Source organism: Endozoicomonas sp. ALE010, from assembly GCF_049310165.1.
Lineage (GTDB): Bacteria > Pseudomonadota > Gammaproteobacteria > Pseudomonadales > Endozoicomonadaceae > Endozoicomonas.
Genome location: NZ_JBLYNV010000008.1, coordinates 1 through 20767 on the forward strand (window position 1 = coordinate 1; position 20767 = coordinate 20767).

A 20767-nucleotide genomic window follows, 5' to 3' on the forward strand; every position below is an offset into this window, starting at 1 on the left:
CCTGACTGAACTACTTGAACAGTTCATCTTCACTTCTGTTAATCATGGATGTTGATAGTAAATATTGTGCATTTTATGCTCGAGTGAATGAATTAATGAGAACCATTCTCTTCATGCGTAAGCCCTGCCCGTTAATTTTACAGTATTAACTCACTTCAAGATATTTCTTATCTGATTCAGTTTTTTGATTAGTATTAAATACTCATTATAAAATTCTTTTAGTTTTACACCATCTATTTTTACATATTGCGTCTTATTCTCACGCCACTCATACCTGTCCACAGCAAGAGAAACATGAGTGGAAGCAGTATCAGACTCTTTGGGCATCGCTGTCAGTTTATCTATCTCATAATCGCTCATGATTAAAAATCACTTTAGATATTGATTTTGTTGACAACCTTCTAAAATCCCATCTCCGAAATCAGCAGCCATTTTCATCTTCTGATCCATTGTATCTTGTGTTGGGATGTCGTATATCATATTTATTAATTCTCTTCCAGACTCTGTATTTTGCTTATTAAAATCATTTGAAATACTTTCCTTAGATTTACCAACTTGCCTTAACATCATTATCATGTATGAAGTTCTCGCCAACGAGCCACATGAAGTTGTTTTATCATATTTTTTATAATACTTTCTATTCAAGTAACTCTTATCAGCACTAAGGTTATTAACGCTTTTAAGCAAATTAACTTCCTCTACATTATCAGCCTTTTTAATAAGAATAGGATTCTTTCCTTTTAAGCTTGGATCTTCACTACACCCATTAAAATATCCATCGGAAAATGTTGCAGCAGAATACAAACGTCCTTTTTCTGTTAGTCTGATTTTTTCAGAAAAAGTAACATGAATAACAGTATCAACAAAGTCTCTATTTATATCGTTGAATCTCTTTAATACTTCTTCTTTAGACTTACCAAACTGCCGATCAAGCATTACACCATAACTTATTGCCGCCCCTATACCACAATATGTATTTTGATCAAACTTTGTATAATAATCCTTAGATAAATAATCAAGCTCTGAATTATAGGTTAATTGCTTTGTAATTTCGTCTGAATACTCACAACTATTACCATCCCAAGTCCAATTTACAATTTTTTGACTTTCAGAAACTTCAAGCTTTGTAGTGCATGAACTTTTTAAGTCATACCCACCAAATATTGTTGTTTTTTTATTACTATAAAGTGTGCTGCCTACAACATTATATTCAGTTTTACTACTAGAAGTTTCAGGAATATGAACACTACTTTTTTTCGAATAAATATATAGCTTATTTCCATTTGGAAGATTCATTATCTGAGCAGGGTAACCCCATATTCTGGAATATGTATTTATATCTTTACCCAACCAACTATTCAATACTGCGGAATAGTTCTCGGACGATCTAATTGCACAACCAGTTATTAACATTGTTGCAACTATTGGTATAACTTTAATCCATTTAACCATTAGCTATTGATCTCTCTTCTACTTCCTGGAAGCCGAGCATCAGCTGTTCTTAGTTGATGTTTAAAACCTCGATTTCCTCTTACAATTTCTTTCCCGTTTTTATCAATGGTAATTATTGTTTCTTTTACAATATTCTTGTATTTACCACTTTCTTCAAACTCGAAACTGACAATATCAGATTTATAAATCCATTGTTGTGATCCAAGTGCTAGAAAGCTATACGTGCAATCATCAATAGTTACGTAATGTGCGTGTAGTGCTTTCGTATTTCCACCCTTACTTGGAGGGCGACTTTTTTCTTTCAAAAAAACAGAATAATTCTGAATTTTTTTGTTCAAAATTTTGTTCATTAATACTACTCAGAGGTAATGAAGCAAGAAGTTTTCAATTTTACCAATAATGCTGAGGTTGCACCATTGGCAGCTAACAGTCGTTTACATGAATCATGTTTCGCATAACATACTCTAGATTCGCTATACGTACCAGCCGAACCCCCCATACAAAAAATGTAACTGTTCAGCACCCCTCACATAAATCTGGCATTTTCTGATTTTTATACCATTCTCTTAAGCACTTTTATTTACCAACATTCGCCAACATGGTTCCAGAGCTGCCTACAACTATGTCGACTGAGACGCTCTTGAAAGAGAATGCACAGTTGTGCATAAGAGTTCCCTGTCTGGAAGAACGATGTAGAGAATTGGAAGAAAGGGTTAGCAAGAACAGTCAAAACAGCAGTAAGCCACCATCGTCTGATGGTTATCAAAAACCTTGTAAAAGCAGTGATTCCAGAGATAATCCCGCCGATACCGATGAAGGTGCTGATGCATCAAATAATGACAAACCCAATCCAAAAAGTCTGAGACAGTCTTCCGACAATAAATCCGGTGGACAGAAAGGGCATCAGGGAACTTGCCTCAAGCAGGTCGATAACCCTAATTATATTGAGTTCCTTCAGGTTAAAGAATGCCATAAATGTCAGGTTTCTCTCCTTGATAAGGAGTCGGTCAAATATATTGAGCGACGGTGTTTGAGCCAGGAAAGCTTGGTGAATTTGAAGTAACTGCCTATAAAGCTGAGGTCAAAATCTGCACATGTGGTTGCAAAAATCAGGCTAAATTCCCGGAAGGTGTAACTGCAGCCGTGCAATATGGCCCAGCTACTCAGGCTGTGGCCGTCTATCTTAATCAATATGATTTCGTACCGGATAAGCGTGTGTCAGAGTATTTTAATACGCTCTATAAAGATGAGTGTCAGCGCTGGAACGGTAGCCAATTTTGTGGCCAGGACCCATGAAAACCTGGCCTCTACTGAGGATGCCATTCGTGACGCCTTGCAGGAAACGGCAGTTGCCGGAGTCGATGAAACTGGCATGCGGGCCGAAGGCTCTCTTTATTGGTTACACGTTATGCGGGATGACCAATGGACACTTTACTACCAGGCTGAAAAGCGGGGTCGTGAGGCCATGGATGCGATGGGCATACTACTTACGTTTGTCGGCGTTCTGGTTCATGATCATTGGAAATCCTACTTTTCATATGCGGCAGTTCACGTTCTTTGCAATGCCCATTACCTGAGGGAGCTTTTGGGCATTGTTGACCGGGACGGCAATCAACTGGCGTTACGTCTGATGAAATTGCTCAGGCTTTCCTGGCATTATTGCAAGGGCTTTAAGACCATAGGTATGCTACAAATGCCGGGTGTTATCCATGAACGTATTGAGAAGATTTATGACCGCTTACTTCAGCGGGCATTAACGAAAGAAGTCGCCTATATGGAGAAACAGCGGCAAGAGCTCGGCCGTAAGAAAGTCAAAAATACCAAAGCCTACAACCTCTTCAAACGACTCATTGAGTTCAAAACTGAAACACTGCGGTTCATGTCAGATTTTACAATCCCCTTCGACAACAATGGCAGTGAACGGGATATTCGCATGGCCAAGTTAAAGCGGAAAATCTCAGGCTGCTTCAGGATTGCGGACGGAGGTGCTTTTTTTGCACGGATTCGGAGCTATCTGTCGTCAGCTAGAAAATAGGGTATGGATATATACCAGTCACTACTTAGAGCTGTTCAGAATTACAGCAATATGCCTTTGCTGGGTGCTGAATAGTTACCTGCCATGAAAACTTTTGAGTTTAACCAAAGCTCACTTGATACGGCCTTATCCCTCAATATATGACACGATTTTGCCGGTGATCAGGTACAGACACGGAGCCGCTTTCTGACGGGCGATACTATTATCACCAGCACTGGTGCCGCACCTGAGAAAACCACCTGGCAAATCGGCCTGGGCGCTAATTATATGATTAGCAATAATCTGACCGCATCTGTCAATTACGATCATACCTGGAAGTCTGGTTTTGATGCTGACACTAGCAGTGCCAAATTGAGATACGACTTTTAATCATTGATAGTAAATGGAGCTTTGGGTCGTAGCTCCATTGAGTACTTTTATACTTCAACGCTCGAGTGGATTAGCATATTCCGGCTTAATGCCAAGCGCTTCAAGGTAATCTGGCAGGTTGAGTATGCAGAGGAAATCGCTCCAGGGTAAAAAAATAAACTTATTCTGGAGAAAGTGTCGTATATCTTCAGCTTCCGAGGAGTATACAAAAGCGGCCAGCCAGTTCACATCACTCAGGCTTTGCATATGAGCCTCATATAACGCATCACTGCTGATTTCTATTTCTGTGGGCAACTGTCCTGTGGCACCATCAATACCCTGCCGGGCTTTTGCCAGATTATGGATATTCATGCATCCCTTTGCTGTTGAATCTAATGCCTTGGGGTTAATCCCTGCTTGAATCATCCCCCGCCGGAAATGGGAGTCTCTTTTGATCAAGTAGTACAAAAGACATGCCTGATAACAGGGGATTGGCAGGTTTTTATCCTCTTTGGTCAAGCTTTTTCTGAGAATCTCTTTTTGAGGCTCAGCCAGAAAACCGGCAGCCCATGGGGACATCAATATCATGTTGACCAGCCCGGAGTCTGGGGAGGTCATTTGCTTCAGGGCCCGGAACATACTTTGTTGCAGTCTGTCTCGCTCTGCACACAGTGCGTACTCATCACCGGGCAGCATTCTGTTAGCCTCAATCTCAATAATGGTCTTCTGATTAGCGAGGTTGAATTTTTGTGGTTGCAGTGGAAACAATCCCGGAGCGTATGCATTAGCTATTTGCTGGCCAAACTTCGTCAGGGCATTGATTATTTTCTCTGCTGCTCCATCGTGGGCAAATAATGCTGAGTTTTCACGAATGTAGGCGTCGCGCGCCCTGCATCTGAACGACGAGAGTTGTTTAGTGCCCACCTTGATCGTCATCCCCCGGTGGTGATCATATCCTTCTGGCATGGTAATCGCCAGATCCCGACGTTCAAATGCGAGATTACTGGCCAGGTTTTTTGCTGACTCGTCGTCCCAACCCTCTGTAATCAGCTTTTCCAGGCTTTTGATACAATCTCCCACACTTTGAATGCGGTCGTAGGACGCTTTTATGCCTGTTCGCCCATTTGCCATACGGACATTGATCAAATCGGCGATCATCAGGTTAATGATGAATTTTTTTGACCTGTCATCAACAGCACAATCTGACAGGTCGTATTTGTTCAAAAGAACATTCTGAAATAATTCATAGTTGATAATTGCGGCATGTAATTGAGTAGTAGCAACTTTTGCCTGCAACTCCTCCAGGCACTTCTCTTCTTCAAAGCCAAGCCAGGATGCATCATAGTAAAACTCCAGTTTCCCATTGTTTGACGCCTGTCCTGGCGTTTGTGCATGTTTCCGGGATGTTGTCTGAGCCAACACAAGAGTATCAGGTGCTAAAGGATTCATCGTTGTCGGCGCTCCTGCCATTCACGTTATTTGATTGACATACAGAGTTACAACTTTTATTGACTGGGTGTTCGTGCATAAGTTCAATTTTTTTCACTGCTGACAAAGCTAATCGTTCAGGTTATAAAATATCCAAATCCAGTTGCAGGAACTAAAAAAAATCAACGGCTGAGAATTAAACAGAAAACTTAGATTTTATACCTAAAAGACGCTGACAATCTTTTTTGTTATATTGTCAAACCATTAAACAAACCAAAGACCAGCACAACCTGGTAAACGACTCGGACTGAGTTGATGTAAACGAGAGCAAGCTGTGACGTCACTGAATAACACAATAATTAGCCATGGAAGCGTTATTGCACGTCAACTGACGTCCTCCGGATTTTTCAGGCTCAATCACCTCAGAACACTCTGTCAGGTTATTCTGATTATCCTGCTTGCCAGACAGCTGGCTATGATCACATGGCAGCTTCTGCCAGATAACCCGACCGGGCACTCAACAGTCCAAAGTATCAAGGCACAGATCCCGACAGCCCGAACTACGGCCAACAACAATCCGCTTTCTGCGCTGGAAAACCTGCAGCTGTTTGGTAAACCACCCGCCCCACAGCAAACTCCTGTTCCGGAAGATGTCCCCGTGTCACGCCTGGCGGTGCGCATCACCGGCCTGGTTGCCAGCAGTAACCCGGATGAATCTCTGGTCATTATTCGTTCCGGGTCTTCTGATGCCACCTATCGGCCCGGCGACACGCTGAAAGGGACACGGGCAAAAGTGGACAGGATTTATGCTGACCGGGTCATCATTCGTAATGGTGAGCGGTACGAATCACTGCTGATGTACCCGGATGAAGCCAGAAAAGGCCCCGCTATTCAAACAACCTCAGCAAACCGTCCCAAAAGCCGTGCTGTTGCCGATATTCGCCGAAAGCTTCAGGATAAACCGGACTCCTGGACAGAGATCGTGACCATTTCACCCGTGCGCAGAGACGGGAAATTGCAGGGATACCGGGTCAATCCGGCCAAATATCCGGACTATTTTTCTCAGCTTGGCCTTAAAGCCAACGATATGGCTGTGGCTATCAACGGTTATGACCTGACAAACACCAGTGAAGCCATGAAAGTCATTGGACAACTGTCTTCAATGACTCAGCTCTTATTAACCATTGAGAGGGATGGCCAGCGTTTTGAGATTGACCTGTCTTCCTGATTATTAAGATATACAAAGGTGCCGCTATGTTTTCATCGTCGGTGTGCGCAGGGGAAATCCGTGCACTGATATCCAGGACGCGTTTTTTATCCCTGCGTTGGCCGCAGGCGCTATTAACAGCCATACCGTTTGCGCTGGCGTTGCCTTTATCACCCGCTGTACTGGCCAGCAGTTCTTCTGCACCGAACTATAACTCTCTGGGAACGGGCAGTTATGCATCCGCCCATTCCCTGTATTCCGCCAGTTTTGACAAGGCGGATATTAAAGAGTTTATCCGCACGGTCAGTGCCAACCTGAACCGCACCATCATTATTGATCCCGGCGTTCGGGGTGAGGTGACTATCCGGGCTTATGAGCAACTGAACCGGCAACAGTACTATCAGATGTTTCTGTCGGTACTGTCCGTTCATGGGTTCGCGGCGGTTGAAGATGCAAATGGCCTGGTCAAAATCATACCGGACAAAAATGCCCGCACCTCGTCCATACCAGTGGTGGCCGGTAAAAAGCTGGGCGAACAGGTCGCCCATGGTGGTGATGAGATGGTCACCTGGGTTCTGCCGGTAAACCATGTGCCTGTCCGTGAGTTGTCACCTATTCTCCGACAACTGGTTGATAATTCAGGCAGTGTCGTACATTACGATCCGTCGAATATTCTGATTCTCAGTGGCCGGGCCAATAACCTTGAGCGTGTTGCCGAGGTGGTTCGTCGTGTTGATCAGGCAGGCATGCGCAATATTCAGATTGTCCAGCTGTTCCATGCCTCCGCCAGTGAGATGGAACGGATTCTTATGTCGATCTACGCCGGACAGGGTCAGAAAGCCAACGGTATGCCCCCCGTCATTGTCAGCAACGAGGCCAGCAACCAGATCATTCTCTCTGCCGATACCCAGACCCTGCAACGCATGAAAAGCCTGTTGCAGCAGATGGATGCCGAGCGTAAGTCCACTGGTAATATCCGTGTCTTCTATCTCCACTATGCCAAAGCAGAAGACCTGAAAAAGGTACTGGACGGCGTTGGTAAAATGCTGATTGCCTCTGGTAACCGCAGTAAAAGCGCGTCCGGTGATTACAGCATTGAAGTCCATGAGCAGACCAACGCGCTGGTGGTCACCGCACGCCCTGATGTGATGCAGGCCATGGAATCTGTGATTGAGCAGCTGGATATCCGCCGTGCCCAGGTGATGGTGGAAGCCATTATTGTTGAAGTGGCGGATGGGGATGGCATTAACCTGTCATTCCAGCTGGCCAACGCAGATGGCACCAGTCTGATGCAGTTCCAGGATGGTTCAAGCGTTCCTATCGGGGAAATTCTGATGGGGATGAAAGAGGCTGAAGGTGAGAAAGGATCAACCGTAGTTACGACTGATCCCAATACAGGCCAATTAATCACTACCACAAACCCGGATAAAGATGGGGATTACACCGCCCTTGCCGCAGCACTGGCAAAGGTCTCCGGCGCAGCCTTCAGTATCACCTCCGGTGACTGGACCGCACTGCTTCAGGCCGTCACCACATCCAGCCAGTCCAATGTGCTGGCGACACCAAGCCTGCTGACTCTGGATAATGAAGAAGCCTCCTTTATTGTCGGTGATGAAGTGCCCACACTCACTGGCTCCACGCCCAGCTCCGGTAACGATAACCCTTACCAGACCATTGAGCGTAAAGAAGTGGGTGTCAAACTGACCGTCACGCCACAGATCAATGCCGGAGATGCCGTTAAACTGACCATTGAGCAGGAGGTTTCCAGCGTTAATGGCCGCACTCCCGTTGATGTGACCTTTGCCACCCGCAAGGTAAAAACATCGGTGATGGTGAAAACCGGGGATACCGTTGTTATAGGCGGACTGCTGGATGAAAACGTCCAGGAAAGTGTTTCAAAAGTACCGCTGCTGGGTGATATACCCGTCCTTGGTCATCTGTTCCGTTCGACCTCCAGCAAAAAGGTGAAGAAGAACCTGATGGTCTTCCTTCGTCCGACCATTATTCGGGATGATCTGACCATGAACGCCATCAGTGGCCAGAAGTACGACCTTATCCGTGCTTACCAGCTGGACAGGCAGGCCCGGGGTATTTCATTGATGCCCGGTTTCGACACCCCGGTGCTCCCGGAACAGCCAACGGCCCGGGATTTCCTTGATGAACTCAGACGTCAGATGGATGAAGAGTCTGCCGAAGCTGAAAAGGCTGTCGAGCTGGAAAAAGCCTCAACTCAGGCATCCATAAAACCAGTTCGTCGTACCGGCGGGGAAAGGTAATGACCGAAGCAGCCCTGAACCCTGATACAGCCCTGAGCCCTGATACAGCTTTAAGCCATGGAACATCACAATGGGAAGAGCAAGCCCTGAGTGAAGCGCTGGCCCTGACCATTGAGAAACGGATGAGGGATTCGGTAACCCCCGGGCCAGACTCTGTCAGCCCGGAAAGAAAACGCAACTTGCCGTTCTCTTTCGCCCGTCGCTTTAACTTGCTGCTCACATACAATCACCAGGGCAATGCTCAGGTCTGGTACAAAGGGCTGCCGTCTACTGCAGCACTGCAGGAGGTCAGACGTTTCGCAGGCGTATCACTGACCCTGACAGCCCTGGACGATGATGAGTTTGAGCAGAAACTGGCCAATCATTATCAACAGGACTCCTCCGTTGCACGACAACTCATGAACGACATCGGCAATGATGAAGGTCTTCAGGCCCTGGCAGAAGAACTGCCAGAAGATGAAGACCTGCTGGAAGCCGACGACGGTGCACCGATTATCCGCCTGATCAATGCCATGCTCAGCGAGGCCATCAAGGAAGGTGCCTCTGACATCCATATTGAAACCTTTGAGCGAAACCTGACCGTTCGTTTTCGTGTTGATGGTGTTTTACGGGAGATCCTCCGTCCCCAGCGCAAGCTGGCAGCCGTGCTGGTGTCCCGGGTAAAAGTCATGGCCAGGCTGAACATCGCGGAGAAGCGTATTCCCCAGGATGGTCGTATATCCCTTCGTCTTGGTGGCCGTGCCGTCGATGTTCGTGTCTCAACCCTGCCTTCTCGCCACGGTGAACGGATCGTTATGCGTCTGCTGGATCGCAACAGTGTCCGGCTGGACCTGGCCAGTCTTGGCATGGAAGGCACACTTTGCCAACAGTTTCGGGAGCAGTTGCACAAACCCCATGGCATCCTTCTGGTCACCGGCCCTACCGGTTCCGGCAAGAGTACCACGCTCTATGCGGGGCTGAGTGTTATTAACAACAGTGAGCGCAACATTCTCACGGTTGAAGACCCTGTGGAGTACGAACTGGAGGGGATTGGCCAGACCCAGGTTAATCCAAAGGTGGATATGACCTTTGCCCGGGGGCTGCGGGCAATTCTACGACAGGACCCGGATGTGGTCATGATCGGTGAGATCCGTGACCTGGAAACCGCCGAAATTGCCGTACAGGCGTCGTTAACCGGACACCTGGTACTCAGCACACTGCACACCAATACCGCCGTCGGTGCCGTCACCCGCCTCCGGGATATGGGGGTTGAGCCCTTCCTGCTGGCCTCAAGCCTGCTGGGAGTACTGGCCCAGCGTCTGGTCAGAACACTCTGCCCGGACTGCCGACAACAACGCCCTGCCACCGACCTTGAAATCAGCCTGATGGGGCTTTCGGCAAACCATTTGCTGTGGCAATCCACCGGTTGTGAGGCGTGTCATAACACGGGTTACCGTGGCCGAACCGGCATCCATGAACTGTTTCTGGTCAATGACCGGGTTCGCCAGCTGATTCATGATGGTACCGGTGAACAAGTCATTGAACAGGAAATACGTCATTCGTCGAATAGTATTCAAACGGATGGTTTCAGAAAAATTCTCAGCGGCATCACCACTCTGGAAGAGGTGATGCGTGTCACCAGGGAATAACAGCCTATGAGCGTATTTGCTTACGAAGCCCTGGATGCCAAAGGGAAAAAAAGTAAAGGCGTCATAGAAGCCGACTCACCTCGTCAGGTGCGGCAAAAGCTGCGGGTTTCCGGGCTCAATGCCATCGCCGTCAGTGCAGCCACTGGCCAGGAAACGTCGGATACGACCCAAAATAAACGTTCATCATCGAGCAGCCTGTTTCGCTCCTTGTTGCAAAGACAGGCAACCGATGCGGAAGTCGCACTGCTGACACGGCAACTGGCGACGCTGGTTGCTGCGGGCATCCCCCTGGAAGAGTGTCTGCAGGCACTGGTAAGACAGCTGCGCAAACCGCACCTGAAATCCATTGTCACCACGGTTCGTTCAAAAATTCTTGAAGGGCAATCGCTGGCGGACAGCCTGGCCTGCTACCCGAAAACCTTTGACCGGCTTTACCGTTCCATGGTGGCGGCTGGTGAAAAATCAGGCCACCTGGATGGCGTGCTGGAAAGGCTGGCCGACTTCACCGAGCACCGCCAGAAAATCAAAGGGCAACTGATTCAGGCCATGATCTACCCGGCCATCCTGACACTGGTGGCCATTGGTGTTGTGGCGGCGTTGTTGGTGACCGTAGTCCCCACAGTGGTCGAACAGTTTGCCCATATGGGGCAACAGCTGCCCGCCATGACGCTCACTCTGATCAGCATCAGTGACTTTGTTCGTGCCTATGGACCGGGCATTGCCATGGCGCTACTTGTCACCCTGGTAATACGCCAACAGATCCTGCAGCGAAGCCGAACCTGCCGACTGGTACACGACCGCTGGCTACTAAAATTGCCACTGATTGGCAGTGTTCTCAGCGGAGTCGATGGTGCCCGTTTTGCCAGAACCCTGAGCATACTGACCAGCAGTACCGTGCCATTACTGGAAGGAATGGGGATTGCAGCAAAGGTGTTGGTGAATCAACACATGCAGGCGTCGCTGCTTAACGCCGCTGAGCGGGTCAGGGAGGGGTCTTCCCTCTGGCAGTCACTGGAGCAGACCGAACTGTTCTCCCCCATGATGCTTTACATCATTGCCAGCGGTGAAAAGTCCGGTGAACTGACCGGCATGCTGGCCAGGGCGGCAGATAATCAGGATCAGCAATTTGAATCCCAGGTAAATATCGCACTGGGCATTTTCGGCCCATTGCTGATTGTTTCCATGGCCGGTGTCGTACTGTTTATCGTTATGGCCATTTTGACGCCAATGCTGGACCTGAACTCACTGGTGGGCGGTTGATGTTTGTGTACCTTCAGGGTCCGGTGGGAATGCATATCGTACTTACATTCTGGAGCCAGACTTCAGAATAAACTTTGTGGTAAAAACCAGTATCAGACCATTAGGAAAAACCAATGAACCCTCTTAATAAAAGACAGAAGCAGTCAGGTTTTACCCTGCTGGAAATCATGGTGGTGATTGTCATTCTTGGCGTACTGGCCAGTATGGTTGCCCCTAATATTATCGGCAATAAAGATAAGGCCGATCTGCAAAAAGCGGTGAGTGATATCGTTGCCCTGGAAAATGCACTGGATATGTACAAGCTGGAAAATAACAACTACCCCTCCACCCAGCAGGGACTGGCAGCGCTGGTCAGCAAACCGTCTGGCAGCCCGGAGCCCAGATCGTACCGTGACAATGGCTACATTCGTCGTCTGCCAAAAGACCCGTGGGGTAACGATTATCTGATGCTGAGTCCGGGGGAACACGGTCCTGTGGATATTTTCTCCGCTGGCCCGGATGGTCAGCCAGGCACCGATGATGATACCGGTAACTGGAACCTGGATAGCTAACCACGCCCAATGGCTAACGACGTTACACACTCCGAAACAGGACAGCGAGTAAACCAGCACGGTTTCACACTGCTGGAAATCATGCTGGTGATGGTACTCCTGGGGTTAGCCATATCCGCCATTCTTCCATCATTGATACCTGACGACAGTGGTGCACTTATGCAGAAAGAGGCCCGACGTCTGATCATGCTGGCTCACACCTCGCAGGAAAAAGCACTGCTCCATGGTATGGATATGGGGCTGCAACAGACGACCGAAGGCTATCAGTTTCTGATTTATAAGCAGGGGAAATGGCAGCCAGTCAGCGAGGACCGGACCCTCTCACCGGTCGCATTGAATAAGGCCCTGCGGTTGGCCATTTTGCCTGGTGAGTCGGTTTGGCGAGAAACACTGGAACAGGATAAAGGTTTTACCTTTGACACTGACGATAAAGCGTCTTTATCAGACTCCGAACCTAAGGCTGAACCAGATCTGTTCTTCTGGGCCTCCGGAGAGATTTCACCGGCAGAGTTAAGGCTTTTTTCTGCAGATGACCCCAGGCACGCCCTGTCCATCAATATCGAAGTACATGGCGAAATCGCCCTGATGGAAGGAGTTCAACGATGATGCCTTCCAGAGTCTCTGCGGCACAGGGTTTTACTTTACTGGAAGTACTGCTGGCCCTTGCACTGCTGGCCATTGCCGGGATGTCGGTACTGTCCATGAGCGGCGAAAGTGTGCGCAACACGCCGATACTGGAACAACGCACCCTGGCAAGACTGGTGGCGGATAATCAGATGACAGACATTCATCTGACACAGCAGTGGCCAACACTCAGCTGGCAACGGTCAGAGTATGAACTGGCTGGACAGCAATGGTTTGTCCGTTTTCGCAGTATCAAAACCGCTGATAACGATTTCCGGGCGATTGATGTTGAAGTACGCGGTGAACAGGGCGAACAAAGTCCGGTACTGGCGACACTGAGAAGCTATATGGTCAAACAGGGATGATGCAGATCAAACGACAGCTAAAGGGCTTTACCCTGTTGGAAATGCTGGCGGCCATCGCTATTTTCAGCATTATCAGCCTGAGTGCCTGGCAGATTTTTCAGGGCGTGATGACCGCCCATGATGTTGTGCTGACTAAAAATGAGCGCCTGCGACAACTGCAATACACGCTGTTGCTGATAGACCAGGACCTGCAACAAATTGCCGACCGGGGAACCCGGGTAGATAACCGGGTCACGGCGCAAAGCCTGTTCAGCGACTCCCAGATGCTGGACAGTGACGATGAAGCACTGGCACTGGTGCGCCATGGCTGGCACAACCCGGACTACCGGTTACCCAGGCCGGAATTGCAGCGGGTCTTTTATCGGCTCCGTGATAACCGTCTGGAGCGCCAGTATCATCATGTCCTCGATCCTGCATCCATCAATGTCGAGCCGGTTACCCAGATCTTATTAACCGATATCAACTCATTGAAATTCAGTTTTTACATCAATGGTCAGTGGCGGGACTCTCTGTTATTGGCTGAAGGCTCTTTACCGGAAGGACTGAAAATTGAGTTTGATATGAGCGACTTTGGACGTATAGAGCGACGCTATATACTGCCAGCATCCTGGCAGCCTGCATTATGACCGGTTTAAATAATGATTCACCACAGAGACACAGAGATACAGAGAAAGGTTTTCTTGTCTCCGTGTCTCTGTGCCTCCGTGGTAATTGCTGTTCCAGACACAAAGGCAGTAGCAAAGCCCATTACCCTGATCGCCAGCAAGGCATTGCCCTGCTGAGCGTATTGCTGATGCTGACACTGCTGGTTTTACTGGCCAATGAGTTAACGCTCTCCTTCCGCACCCAGTTGACCAGAACCCAATCCATGCAGCAACGGGAGCAGGCGCGCTGGTATGCCTTTTCCGGGGAAAGCCTGGCGATCAAAACACTGAAACAGAACTTTGAAGATGATCCGGACATCACCCATCTCGGGCAGTACTGGGCCACCAACAATGTAGTATTACCGGTTGAAGGCGGCCAGATTGCCGGTCAACTGAAAGACTCACAATCCTGTTTTAATATCAATGCCCTGGCCAAGCCGCTTACAGAAGCGAACGACACATTACAGCAGTCACCTGAAAGTCAGGTATTTTCTGCCCTGCTGCAATACCTGGAAATACCACAGTGGGAGTCAGACAGCATTACCCGGGCAACCCGAAACTGGGTCAGCAGTGAAGCTCTTCGGGAAGGCGAAAGTGACCTGGATTACCTCACCCGGCCACTCCCTTATTTAAGCAGCAAAACCCTGATGCGCGATATCAGTGAATGGCGTGCCGTGGCGGGAGTATCAACGTCCGTCGCCCAAAAAGTTATGCCTTACCTCTGTGCCCTGCCCAGTACCGAGCTGGCCATCAATGTGAATACCATTCCTGTTGACCAACCGGAAATACTGGCCGCGCTCTATATTGATCAGCTGCCCGTTGATCAGGCACGCAATATTCTGGAAACCCGGCCACGGGAAGGATGGGATGCGGTGGCCGATTTCACCAGCCAGCCATTGCTGGCCAACTTCAGCAGTACTGGCGCAGGCAAACGTCTGACCATCGTCAGCTACTATTTTGAAATGCATGCAACAGCCAATTACGGCGCAAGCGAAGTCAGACTGAACACTCTCCTGGCTCGCTCCAAAGACAACCAATTAACGGTCATTCGCCGTAAATTTGGAGGAGTTTAATGAATCCTCACCTGCTATTGAGGTTACCGGAGCATCACGACCAACCGGTTTATTGGCAGCTTTGCCCGGCGGATATCGCCACTGAAACGCTGCAGGACAACCATGGAGAACACGCTATTGCCCATGGTTTCTGGCCAACAGTATCGGATTTTATTGCACAATATGCCGACACAACCGTCAGCAGCGGGACATTGTCCGGTCAGCCAATTGCTACGATGGCCGTTACCATTCTGGTGCCATCAGCCCGGGTGACACTGCATACTCTGACTATTCAGGGACGACTGACCCCCGCTGTTCGCCAGTCCCTTCCCTGGCGTCTGGAAGAAGAGCTGGGTGATGATGTTGAAGACCTGCACGTTGCCGTTCTCCAGCATGGGGACAGTCAGGCTCATCTGGCCGTCATCAAACAGGCCGATATGGCACAGTGGCAAGGCTGGCTGACCAATGCCCGAGTGATAACCAAACGCTGGGTACCCGATGCCCTGATGCTCCCCATCGAAGAAAACCAGTGCCGTTTATTGCAGATTGATGATTTGACCATTGCCCGATATGGCCAGTGGCAGACAGCCGTCTGTGAGTCACAGTGGTTAACGCTGTTTATGGATGGCCTGAAAAAGGAGCATCCTGAACTGACGTTTTTGGAAACAGAGCAACATGCCTCGGCACCATTAACACTGCTGGCCCCCCAGGCCGGTAATACACAACTCAACCTGCTGCAGGGACAATGGCAGCCTGCCTCACCCTGGCGCCAACGACTACTGCCCTGGTGTTCCACCGCCCTGATGGCCTGCCTGCTGCTGATACTGGTAACCGCTCACTCGGTGCTGAAAACCCGTCAACTGGAACAGACTGCGGCATCTTATCAACAGCAGGCCAACAATATTTACCGGCAGCTGTTTCCGGGTGAACGGGTTGTCAGGCTGCAATCCCAGATGCGGCAGAAGTTGGCCGCGTTACAGCAACCAGAAGAAACCTCACAGAGTATGCTGGCCATGCTGGCCCAAATTACCCCGGTGCTGAATGCATTCCCCGAGCTGCAAGCCAGTTCCATGGCTTTCACTGTCAACACCAGAGAAGGTGCACGACAAAGTCTGCGTATTCAGGCACAAGCCAGTGACTTCGAGGTGTTCACCCGTTTCCGGGAACAGTTTGAACAAGATCTTAACCGGGGCGAAGGGCTGACCATTGCCATAGAAGCCCTTGAACGTACCGGAGATACAGTGACTGGCATGCTGGTGATTTCAGGAGGTGTGTCCTGATGAGCTTCCTTACCAATACCATAAACAGCACCAGCCCTTTCTGGCAAAGCATGATTGGTCGCTGGCGGCAGCTTTCCCGGCGGGAGCAGTGGCTCACTGCCACGGCACTGGTCACATTGTTTATCTGGCTGATCTGGCAGGGCCTGATGACACCGCTTACTGAACAACAGGCACTGGCAGAGAAGAAAGTGGCTGCCAGCCGCGCACAGCTGACGCAGATACAACAGCAGGCGGAGCAGGTCCTCAGTTTGAGAGCTTCAGGTGCCACTGCCCGCCCTGTCAGCAATACGCCTATGGACCAGACCATCCACCAGCTGGCGGGCAGATATCAGCTGGTAATCCAGCGGGTTCAGCGAGCCAACGGCCAGGGCGAAACGCTGGATATTGATCTGGCCAATGCCCGCTTCGATAAACTGATAGGCTGGCTGACAACATTGGAACAACAGCATCGGATCAAGGTGGCCAACATACAACTGGAAGCCACGGATACCAGTGGTTTTGTTGAAGTACGTCGCCTGCAGCTTGAACGTGGTTGATCAGAATATGACACAGGGAAAAATGGGTAAGGTTATACTGCTTTCGACGCTTGGTCTGGTCAGCTACAGCGGTTTTCTGATAGCCAATATGTCGGCGGCAACCGTTTGGCAATACCTGCCAACCCGGCAATTACCCGTCAACATGTCTGGAATTACCGGCACTCTATGGTCTGGAGCCGCCGAAAGCGTCACGCTGACGGTGTCACGAAAACCGCTGGCGCTACCAGCCATCCGCTGGCAGATTGAACCCGCCTCGCTCCTGAAGGGTGAGGTTCAGGTTTCGGTGGAGCTGGGCAATGCAGCATCCCCTGTTGAAGGCCAGGGAACGGTGGTGATTAACCGACAGACGCTGACACTGAATAATGTCGAACTGGATACCACCGCGCCGTGGTTACTCGCATCTTTACAAGACACGACAGGCGGCAACATTCCCGGTGAAGTACAAGGTAATGTCCTGCTGGAACTGGATGAGCTTATTTTAAACGACAAAGGGTGTTTGAATATTAATGGTAATGCAGCACTCACAAACAGTGGATTAACCTCACCCTTCGGCCAGTTTGATCTGGGGAATTCAACTGCACAATTAAACTGTCAGAACCGAAGCCTGATCGCCAGGGTGACACAGACATCATCCATCATAAACAGCTATGGCGATTTTCAGCTGAGCACCAGTGGCCGTTATACCTTTACCGGAAAAATGACGCCCGATGCGTCGCTACCTGCTCCGATGAAACAAGGGCTGGCTTTTCTGGGGCAGCCGGACAGCAATGGTGCCTACGCCTTTAGTTTCAAAAGCTCGATCAAATAAGCTCGATACCAGTCAATTCCCCGGTGATGCAATGGCGTAATACCGGGGTCTAGGAGCCCTGTAAAAAACCGGAGCTTTATTCAGGCTTCGGTCATTGTCTGACTCTTTGCACTTCTTCTTTTCCACGAAAATCAAGCTGTTACCCTGGCTGACCAGCCTGTCAGGCATCTATATGAAAAAAAATGGTTAACTACTTGTAAGGAATTTTCAGGTAATAGGGAAATCTAACACTCACAGGGAATAGCACCATGAAAATAACAAAATCCATGATAGATCATCCCCACCGTATCAAAGAGCCCACTCCAGAGAAACAAGGCAGTTGGCAAGGACGAAACTTGAAAGAACTGGCTCTGGCTTGCAAGAAAAAGCTCCAGCGAGTGTATGCTTATATGCGGTACAAAGATTTCCGCCGGGTGTCTGAACGTCCTGTTTCGTTAACGAATCGACATGGCCAGCCTATGGAAGATCTGGGTGAGGGTACCTTTGGCCGTGCGAAACTATGCCGCCATGGACACCGTTTCATGGTGGCCAAAAAGCCCCATGCAGATGGGAGAACAGTCACTGAAGTTATGCGTAGCAACATAGTTGATGCATTATCCCAACGCTGTTTCAATAACATTATCACTATTGAGCAAATGGTTGAGGCACAAGATAAGGTGGACCCACTGCTCGAAGAAATCAATTCCCCCGAAAAAGAGTGTGAAGTGGCCTTGAGATGCGCCGGTGATTATGTAATACCCCATGAATTAATTGACGGCGTGATCCATACGCCACTTCATGGCACAAGTATGGGTTCCTTAATCGAAGCATTGCACAACACAGGCACCCAGCCCGGGAACGATCCTGCAACAGTTAATGCCATCTCCCACAAGGATGAAAAACTGCTTGCCCACTTATTCAAACAAGCTACTTTAGCGGTTGCTTCATTACACGAAAAAGGTTATGTCCATCGGGATATAAAGCCGCAAAATTTTGTGATTGATGGCGAAGCTCGCCTGAAGCTGATCGATTTTGGCTTAGCCAGAACTGCGGGCGACCCGGAGATTGATTTAACCCCCAAGGTTTACAACCCGACAGACTTTGTGCTGCATATCGCTCTTTGCCCCCCTGGCTACAGGTCACCCGATGATCTGATTTTCCAAAATGCCAACTTAAAGGCTGAAGATGCCTGGTCTTTGGGTGTATTGCTGACAGAGATGTTTACCGGGAAGCGTTACTTCTATCGATCAGACCTGTCAGACGCTGTGGAGACGATCGAATACAAACTCGATGGACGGGATAAGGCCATTGCCGAAATGGAACGTATGGGCGTTAACAAGGAAGCGATCCAACTGGCGAAAGCTCTTTTGCATCAAAACCCAAGTCAACGGATGACTGTGGCAGAAGCACTGAAAAGCCCGTTCCTGGAGGAAGTTGATCTGGCAGCATTTGGAGCTTAGGAACTGTTAATGCTGCACTTATTACGGGGCAATTCCTTCAAGGACACTACTCTCAGTTAACGACGATGGTAGAGACCTCCATGTCGGGAGCATTCATCACAGGCAGAGTCCTGTGGAAGCCATCGCTATGTGTCTGTTACTTCTGCAGGTGGTTCACAATGATGGCAAGAGTGTCTTCTATCTTGTCAAAGCGTTCACGGGTTTCATGGCGCAACCTCCCAACATCTTGCTGAAGTGAGCTGACATCTTGCTGAAGCGATTCAATAGCTTGTTCATGTTTAGCGCTGTGCAGGAACAGTCTTTGAATGCCGTCTTGTGTATTCCTGATACTGATTTCCATGCGTTCCATAGGATCATCACTATGTCTGTTATGAGCCATATGTCCACCTGTTGTTATTGGAATAAATAGCGTAGCAGATGGTTTTGAGCTTGCCACACAACACTCAGTTTTTACTACCAGCATATTCATCAAAAATGACAGGGATCATTAACATGGAAACTCTTTTGTGGGAGGATTAAGCAGCCAACCCTCTCGATAGCTCCATTGGGTCAAACTCACTCAAGCTGATATTTTTGCCGGAAACCATGCAAACTGCGCAAATCATAGTAACTAATGAAAACGGCCTGCACACTCGCCCTGGCGCTGTATTTGTCAAAGCGTGCCAAGGGTTTGTCAGTACGGTCACCGTTGATAACAAGGGACATAAGGCCGATGCCAAAAGCCTGATGAAGCTCATGTCTGCCGGTATCACCAAAAACGACATGATCACTTTGACCATTGAAGGGAGCGATGAAGCAGCGGCAATGGAACAACTGAAAGTCATTATCGAAAGCCTGATTGGCGAAGGAAAGACCAGCGATTGTCGCTATCTATCCATGCCACCATGCCATGAAGCGCCCGGTTGATCATCTTAACCTGATCTGCTCTATCTGGTTTTGAAAATCCCTCAATATATCTTCAATCTGTTTGTAAAGGGCGATATGCGCCTTTTCCAAATCGTCAATTTGCCTGTCAATACCCTTTAACCCTTGATGATCTTTCCTGGTGACTTTTGCATAGGTCTCTTCATACATTTTTGCGGAGTGATAATATTCATCACTTTTCATATCCAATAATTCCTGAGCCAACTCACCCTCCTCGAGCTCAACAATAACTGCAGGAACCTCAGGCTGCTCTTCCAGGTGACTCAGCTTTTTTTCCATCAGCTTGTCAGCAAAAGAGCTGAAGCTTACTCTTAATTTTTTATCTGGAGATCCAGAAGAATCGTCGGGAACGTGCGATGAAACAAGATGCCCTTCCACCATAAGCCCAGAACCATGAGGCATACTCATATCCTGCGCTTTCCTGAGAAAAGAAAATTCATTGCCCGCCTGGGGCATTACAATCACAAAATGCTCTTGGTCACAGGCCCCAATGATATCAACACTATTTCTGGTGAACCTGGGTTCAGGCAGCGTTTTCCTGACGGCGGGAATCAGGTTTTTTACCTCATAGTACAGCCTTTTTGAGTGTTCAGGATCTGTCAGATTAAGGGTAAGAGTGAAGGCATAGTGCAAATCGTTGCCCTTCATTCCGAAATGTACAGAGTCTCTCTTAATACTGTTAGCTTCCAATGTTCCGAACCGAATGGGTGCACTGTACTCTTCACCAACAACAACGTTAAAGATCCTGTTTTTTAAAAAGCAATCATCTGATTTATTTTCATCGTTTGGCGCAGCAGCCAAACAATTAACATCCAACAGTACACAGCTCATTATGAATATGGGAAACAGAGTCTTCCAGATCATAAACTACAACCTATTGAGCATTGAGATCTGATCAGTATATGTTATA

Annotated in this window: 22 protein-coding genes and 1 pseudogene; 17 read left to right on the forward strand and 6 right to left on the reverse strand. The window is 48.7% G+C overall.

The features are described from left to right. Window positions 1-150: 150 nt before the first annotated feature. The 3 genes from ACO6UY_RS05425 to ACO6UY_RS05435 form a co-directional block, all read right to left on the reverse strand. The gene (locus ACO6UY_RS05425) at window positions 151-360 is read right to left on the reverse strand and encodes a hypothetical protein (protein WP_422443736.1); all 210 of its coding nucleotides are present in this window, start codon (window positions 358-360) and stop codon (window positions 151-153) included. Window positions 361-369: 9 nt separating this feature from the next. Then, window positions 370-1350 (reverse strand): hypothetical protein, encoded by a 981-nt coding sequence (locus ACO6UY_RS05430; RefSeq protein WP_422489301.1) that lies wholly within the window; start codon window positions 1348-1350, stop codon window positions 370-372. 101 nt (window positions 1351-1451) lie between these two features. After that, window positions 1452-1790, reverse strand: coding sequence for a hypothetical protein (locus tag ACO6UY_RS05435; RefSeq protein WP_422443740.1), 339 nt, complete (start codon window positions 1788-1790; stop codon window positions 1452-1454). Between the two features lie 284 nt (window positions 1791-2074). Here ACO6UY_RS05435 and ACO6UY_RS05440 point away from each other — a divergent pair, with 284 nt between their 5' ends. From ACO6UY_RS05440 to ACO6UY_RS05450, 3 genes and pseudogenes are all read left to right on the forward strand, one after another. Then, entirely contained in the window at window positions 2075-2515 is a 441-nt protein-coding gene (locus ACO6UY_RS05440) for a DUF6444 domain-containing protein (protein WP_422443742.1), read from the forward strand. Between the two features lie 129 nt (window positions 2516-2644). Further along, the gene (tnpC, locus tag ACO6UY_RS05445) at window positions 2645-3487 is read left to right on the forward strand and encodes an IS66 family transposase (protein ID WP_422489369.1); all 843 of its coding nucleotides are present in this window, start codon (window positions 2645-2647) and stop codon (window positions 3485-3487) included. A 156-nt stretch (window positions 3488-3643) separates the two neighbouring features. Beyond that, window positions 3644-3856 (forward strand): annotated as a pseudogene (locus tag ACO6UY_RS05450) (autotransporter outer membrane beta-barrel domain-containing protein); the annotation flags it as partial. Window positions 3857-3910: 54 nt separating this feature from the next. On the opposite strand, the gene ACO6UY_RS05455 reads toward ACO6UY_RS05450, so the two are convergent. After that, the gene (locus ACO6UY_RS05455; RefSeq protein WP_422443744.1) at window positions 3911-5284 is read right to left on the reverse strand and encodes a hypothetical protein; all 1374 of its coding nucleotides are present in this window, start codon (window positions 5282-5284) and stop codon (window positions 3911-3913) included. 313 nt (window positions 5285-5597) lie between these two features. On the opposite strand from ACO6UY_RS05455, the gene gspC reads away from it, so the two are divergent. The 13 genes from gspC to ACO6UY_RS05520 all read left to right on the forward strand — a co-directional run bounded on the left by gspC (window position 5598) and on the right by ACO6UY_RS05520 (window position 18933). After that, the gene (gspC, locus tag ACO6UY_RS05460; protein ID WP_422489303.1) at window positions 5598-6491 is read left to right on the forward strand and encodes a type II secretion system protein GspC; all 894 of its coding nucleotides are present in this window, start codon (window positions 5598-5600) and stop codon (window positions 6489-6491) included. A gap of 26 nt (window positions 6492-6517) precedes the next feature. Beyond that, entirely contained in the window at window positions 6518-8746 is a 2229-nt protein-coding gene (gspD, locus tag ACO6UY_RS05465; protein ID WP_422489305.1) for a type II secretion system secretin GspD, read from the forward strand. A 122-nt stretch (window positions 8747-8868) separates the two neighbouring features. Then, window positions 8869-10374 carry a type II secretion system ATPase GspE gene (gene gspE, locus ACO6UY_RS05470; RefSeq protein ID WP_422489371.1) on the forward strand — a complete coding sequence of 502 codons (1506 nt, stop codon included), beginning with the start codon at window positions 8869-8871 and terminating at the stop codon, window positions 10372-10374. A 6-nt stretch (window positions 10375-10380) separates the two neighbouring features. Beyond that, window positions 10381-11634 (forward strand): type II secretion system inner membrane protein GspF, encoded by a 1254-nt coding sequence (gspF, locus tag ACO6UY_RS05475; protein ID WP_422489307.1) that lies wholly within the window; start codon window positions 10381-10383, stop codon window positions 11632-11634. A gap of 113 nt (window positions 11635-11747) precedes the next feature. After that, window positions 11748-12185, forward strand: a complete 438-nt coding sequence (gene gspG / locus ACO6UY_RS05480; protein ID WP_163372384.1) for a type II secretion system major pseudopilin GspG — start codon at window positions 11748-11750, stop codon at window positions 12183-12185. Between the two features lie 9 nt (window positions 12186-12194). After that, complete coding sequence (gene gspH / locus ACO6UY_RS05485; RefSeq protein ID WP_422489309.1) at window positions 12195-12791, forward strand: type II secretion system minor pseudopilin GspH; 597 nt, start codon at window positions 12195-12197, stop codon at window positions 12789-12791. Next, window positions 12788-13174, forward strand: a complete 387-nt coding sequence (gene gspI, locus ACO6UY_RS05490) for a type II secretion system minor pseudopilin GspI (RefSeq protein WP_422489311.1) — start codon at window positions 12788-12790, stop codon at window positions 13172-13174. Before gspH ends, gspI begins: the two co-directional genes overlap by 4 nt. Further along, the gene (gspJ, locus tag ACO6UY_RS05495) at window positions 13171-13800 is read left to right on the forward strand and encodes a type II secretion system minor pseudopilin GspJ (protein WP_422443754.1); all 630 of its coding nucleotides are present in this window, start codon (window positions 13171-13173) and stop codon (window positions 13798-13800) included. Before gspI ends, gspJ begins: the two co-directional genes overlap by 4 nt. After that, window positions 13797-14891 (forward strand): type II secretion system minor pseudopilin GspK, encoded by a 1095-nt coding sequence (gspK, locus tag ACO6UY_RS05500; protein ID WP_422489313.1) that lies wholly within the window; start codon window positions 13797-13799, stop codon window positions 14889-14891. The genes gspJ and gspK overlap by 4 nt, the downstream gene beginning before the upstream one ends. Further along, complete coding sequence (gene gspL / locus ACO6UY_RS05505; RefSeq protein WP_422489315.1) at window positions 14891-16150, forward strand: type II secretion system protein GspL; 1260 nt, start codon at window positions 14891-14893, stop codon at window positions 16148-16150. Before gspK ends, gspL begins: the two co-directional genes overlap by 1 nt. Further along, window positions 16150-16686, forward strand: a complete 537-nt coding sequence (gene gspM, locus ACO6UY_RS05510) for a type II secretion system protein GspM (RefSeq protein WP_422489317.1) — start codon at window positions 16150-16152, stop codon at window positions 16684-16686. The genes gspL and gspM overlap by 1 nt, the downstream gene beginning before the upstream one ends. Before the next feature lie 22 nt (window positions 16687-16708). Continuing rightward, a complete protein-coding gene (locus ACO6UY_RS05515; RefSeq protein WP_422489319.1) occupies window positions 16709-17494 on the forward strand; it encodes a type II secretion system protein N in 786 nt (261 codons plus the stop codon). Between the two features lie 248 nt (window positions 17495-17742). Next, window positions 17743-18933: a protein kinase domain-containing protein gene (locus tag ACO6UY_RS05520; RefSeq protein WP_422463508.1), complete on the forward strand. Its 1191-nt coding sequence runs from the start codon at window positions 17743-17745 to the stop codon at window positions 18931-18933. 136 nt (window positions 18934-19069) lie between these two features. On the opposite strand, the gene ACO6UY_RS05525 is transcribed toward ACO6UY_RS05520, so the two are convergent. Then, window positions 19070-19312: a hypothetical protein gene (locus ACO6UY_RS05525; RefSeq protein ID WP_422443766.1), complete on the reverse strand. Its 243-nt coding sequence runs from the start codon at window positions 19310-19312 to the stop codon at window positions 19070-19072. 206 nt (window positions 19313-19518) lie between these two features. Between ACO6UY_RS05525 and ACO6UY_RS05530 the strand changes: the two genes are divergently transcribed. Further along, window positions 19519-19839 (forward strand): HPr family phosphocarrier protein, encoded by a 321-nt coding sequence (locus tag ACO6UY_RS05530; protein ID WP_422463510.1) that lies wholly within the window; start codon window positions 19519-19521, stop codon window positions 19837-19839. On the opposite strand, the gene ACO6UY_RS05535 is transcribed toward ACO6UY_RS05530, so the two are convergent. Then, complete coding sequence (locus ACO6UY_RS05535; RefSeq protein WP_422463512.1) at window positions 19840-20721, reverse strand: hypothetical protein; 882 nt, start codon at window positions 20719-20721, stop codon at window positions 19840-19842. Between the last annotated feature and the right edge of the window lie 46 nt (window positions 20722-20767).

Excerpts from the sequence above, each read along its gene's own strand:
- ACO6UY_RS05425 (WP_422443736.1), bottom strand. The coding sequence starts at position 360 with ATGAGCGATTATGAGATAGATAAACTGACAGCGATGCCCAAAGAGTCT.
- ACO6UY_RS05440 (WP_422443742.1), top strand. The coding sequence starts at position 2,075 with ATGTCGACTGAGACGCTCTTGAAAGAGAATGCACAGTTGTGCATAAGA.
- tnpC (WP_422489369.1), top strand. The coding sequence starts at position 2,645 with ATGATTTCGTACCGGATAAGCGTGTGTCAGAGTATTTTAATACGCTCT.
- ACO6UY_RS05455 (WP_422443744.1), bottom strand. The coding sequence starts at position 5,284 with ATGAATCCTTTAGCACCTGATACTCTTGTGTTGGCTCAGACAACATCC.
- gspD (WP_422489305.1), top strand. The coding sequence starts at position 6,518 with ATGTTTTCATCGTCGGTGTGCGCAGGGGAAATCCGTGCACTGATATCC.
- gspE (WP_422489371.1), top strand. The coding sequence starts at position 8,869 with ATGAGGGATTCGGTAACCCCCGGGCCAGACTCTGTCAGCCCGGAAAGA.
- gspF (WP_422489307.1), top strand. The coding sequence starts at position 10,381 with ATGAGCGTATTTGCTTACGAAGCCCTGGATGCCAAAGGGAAAAAAAGT.
- gspG (WP_163372384.1), top strand. The coding sequence starts at position 11,748 with ATGAACCCTCTTAATAAAAGACAGAAGCAGTCAGGTTTTACCCTGCTG.
- gspH (WP_422489309.1), top strand. The coding sequence starts at position 12,195 with ATGGCTAACGACGTTACACACTCCGAAACAGGACAGCGAGTAAACCAG.
- gspI (WP_422489311.1), top strand. The coding sequence starts at position 12,788 with ATGATGCCTTCCAGAGTCTCTGCGGCACAGGGTTTTACTTTACTGGAA.
- gspJ (WP_422443754.1), top strand. The coding sequence starts at position 13,171 with ATGATGCAGATCAAACGACAGCTAAAGGGCTTTACCCTGTTGGAAATG.
- gspK (WP_422489313.1), top strand. The coding sequence starts at position 13,797 with ATGACCGGTTTAAATAATGATTCACCACAGAGACACAGAGATACAGAG.
- gspL (WP_422489315.1), top strand. The coding sequence starts at position 14,891 with ATGAATCCTCACCTGCTATTGAGGTTACCGGAGCATCACGACCAACCG.
- gspM (WP_422489317.1), top strand. The coding sequence starts at position 16,150 with ATGAGCTTCCTTACCAATACCATAAACAGCACCAGCCCTTTCTGGCAA.
- ACO6UY_RS05515 (WP_422489319.1), top strand. The coding sequence starts at position 16,709 with ATGGGTAAGGTTATACTGCTTTCGACGCTTGGTCTGGTCAGCTACAGC.
- ACO6UY_RS05520 (WP_422463508.1), top strand. The coding sequence starts at position 17,743 with ATGAAAATAACAAAATCCATGATAGATCATCCCCACCGTATCAAAGAG.
- ACO6UY_RS05525 (WP_422443766.1), bottom strand. The coding sequence starts at position 19,312 with ATGGCTCATAACAGACATAGTGATGATCCTATGGAACGCATGGAAATC.
- ACO6UY_RS05530 (WP_422463510.1), top strand. The coding sequence starts at position 19,519 with ATGCAAACTGCGCAAATCATAGTAACTAATGAAAACGGCCTGCACACT.
- ACO6UY_RS05535 (WP_422463512.1), bottom strand. The coding sequence starts at position 20,721 with ATGATCTGGAAGACTCTGTTTCCCATATTCATAATGAGCTGTGTACTG.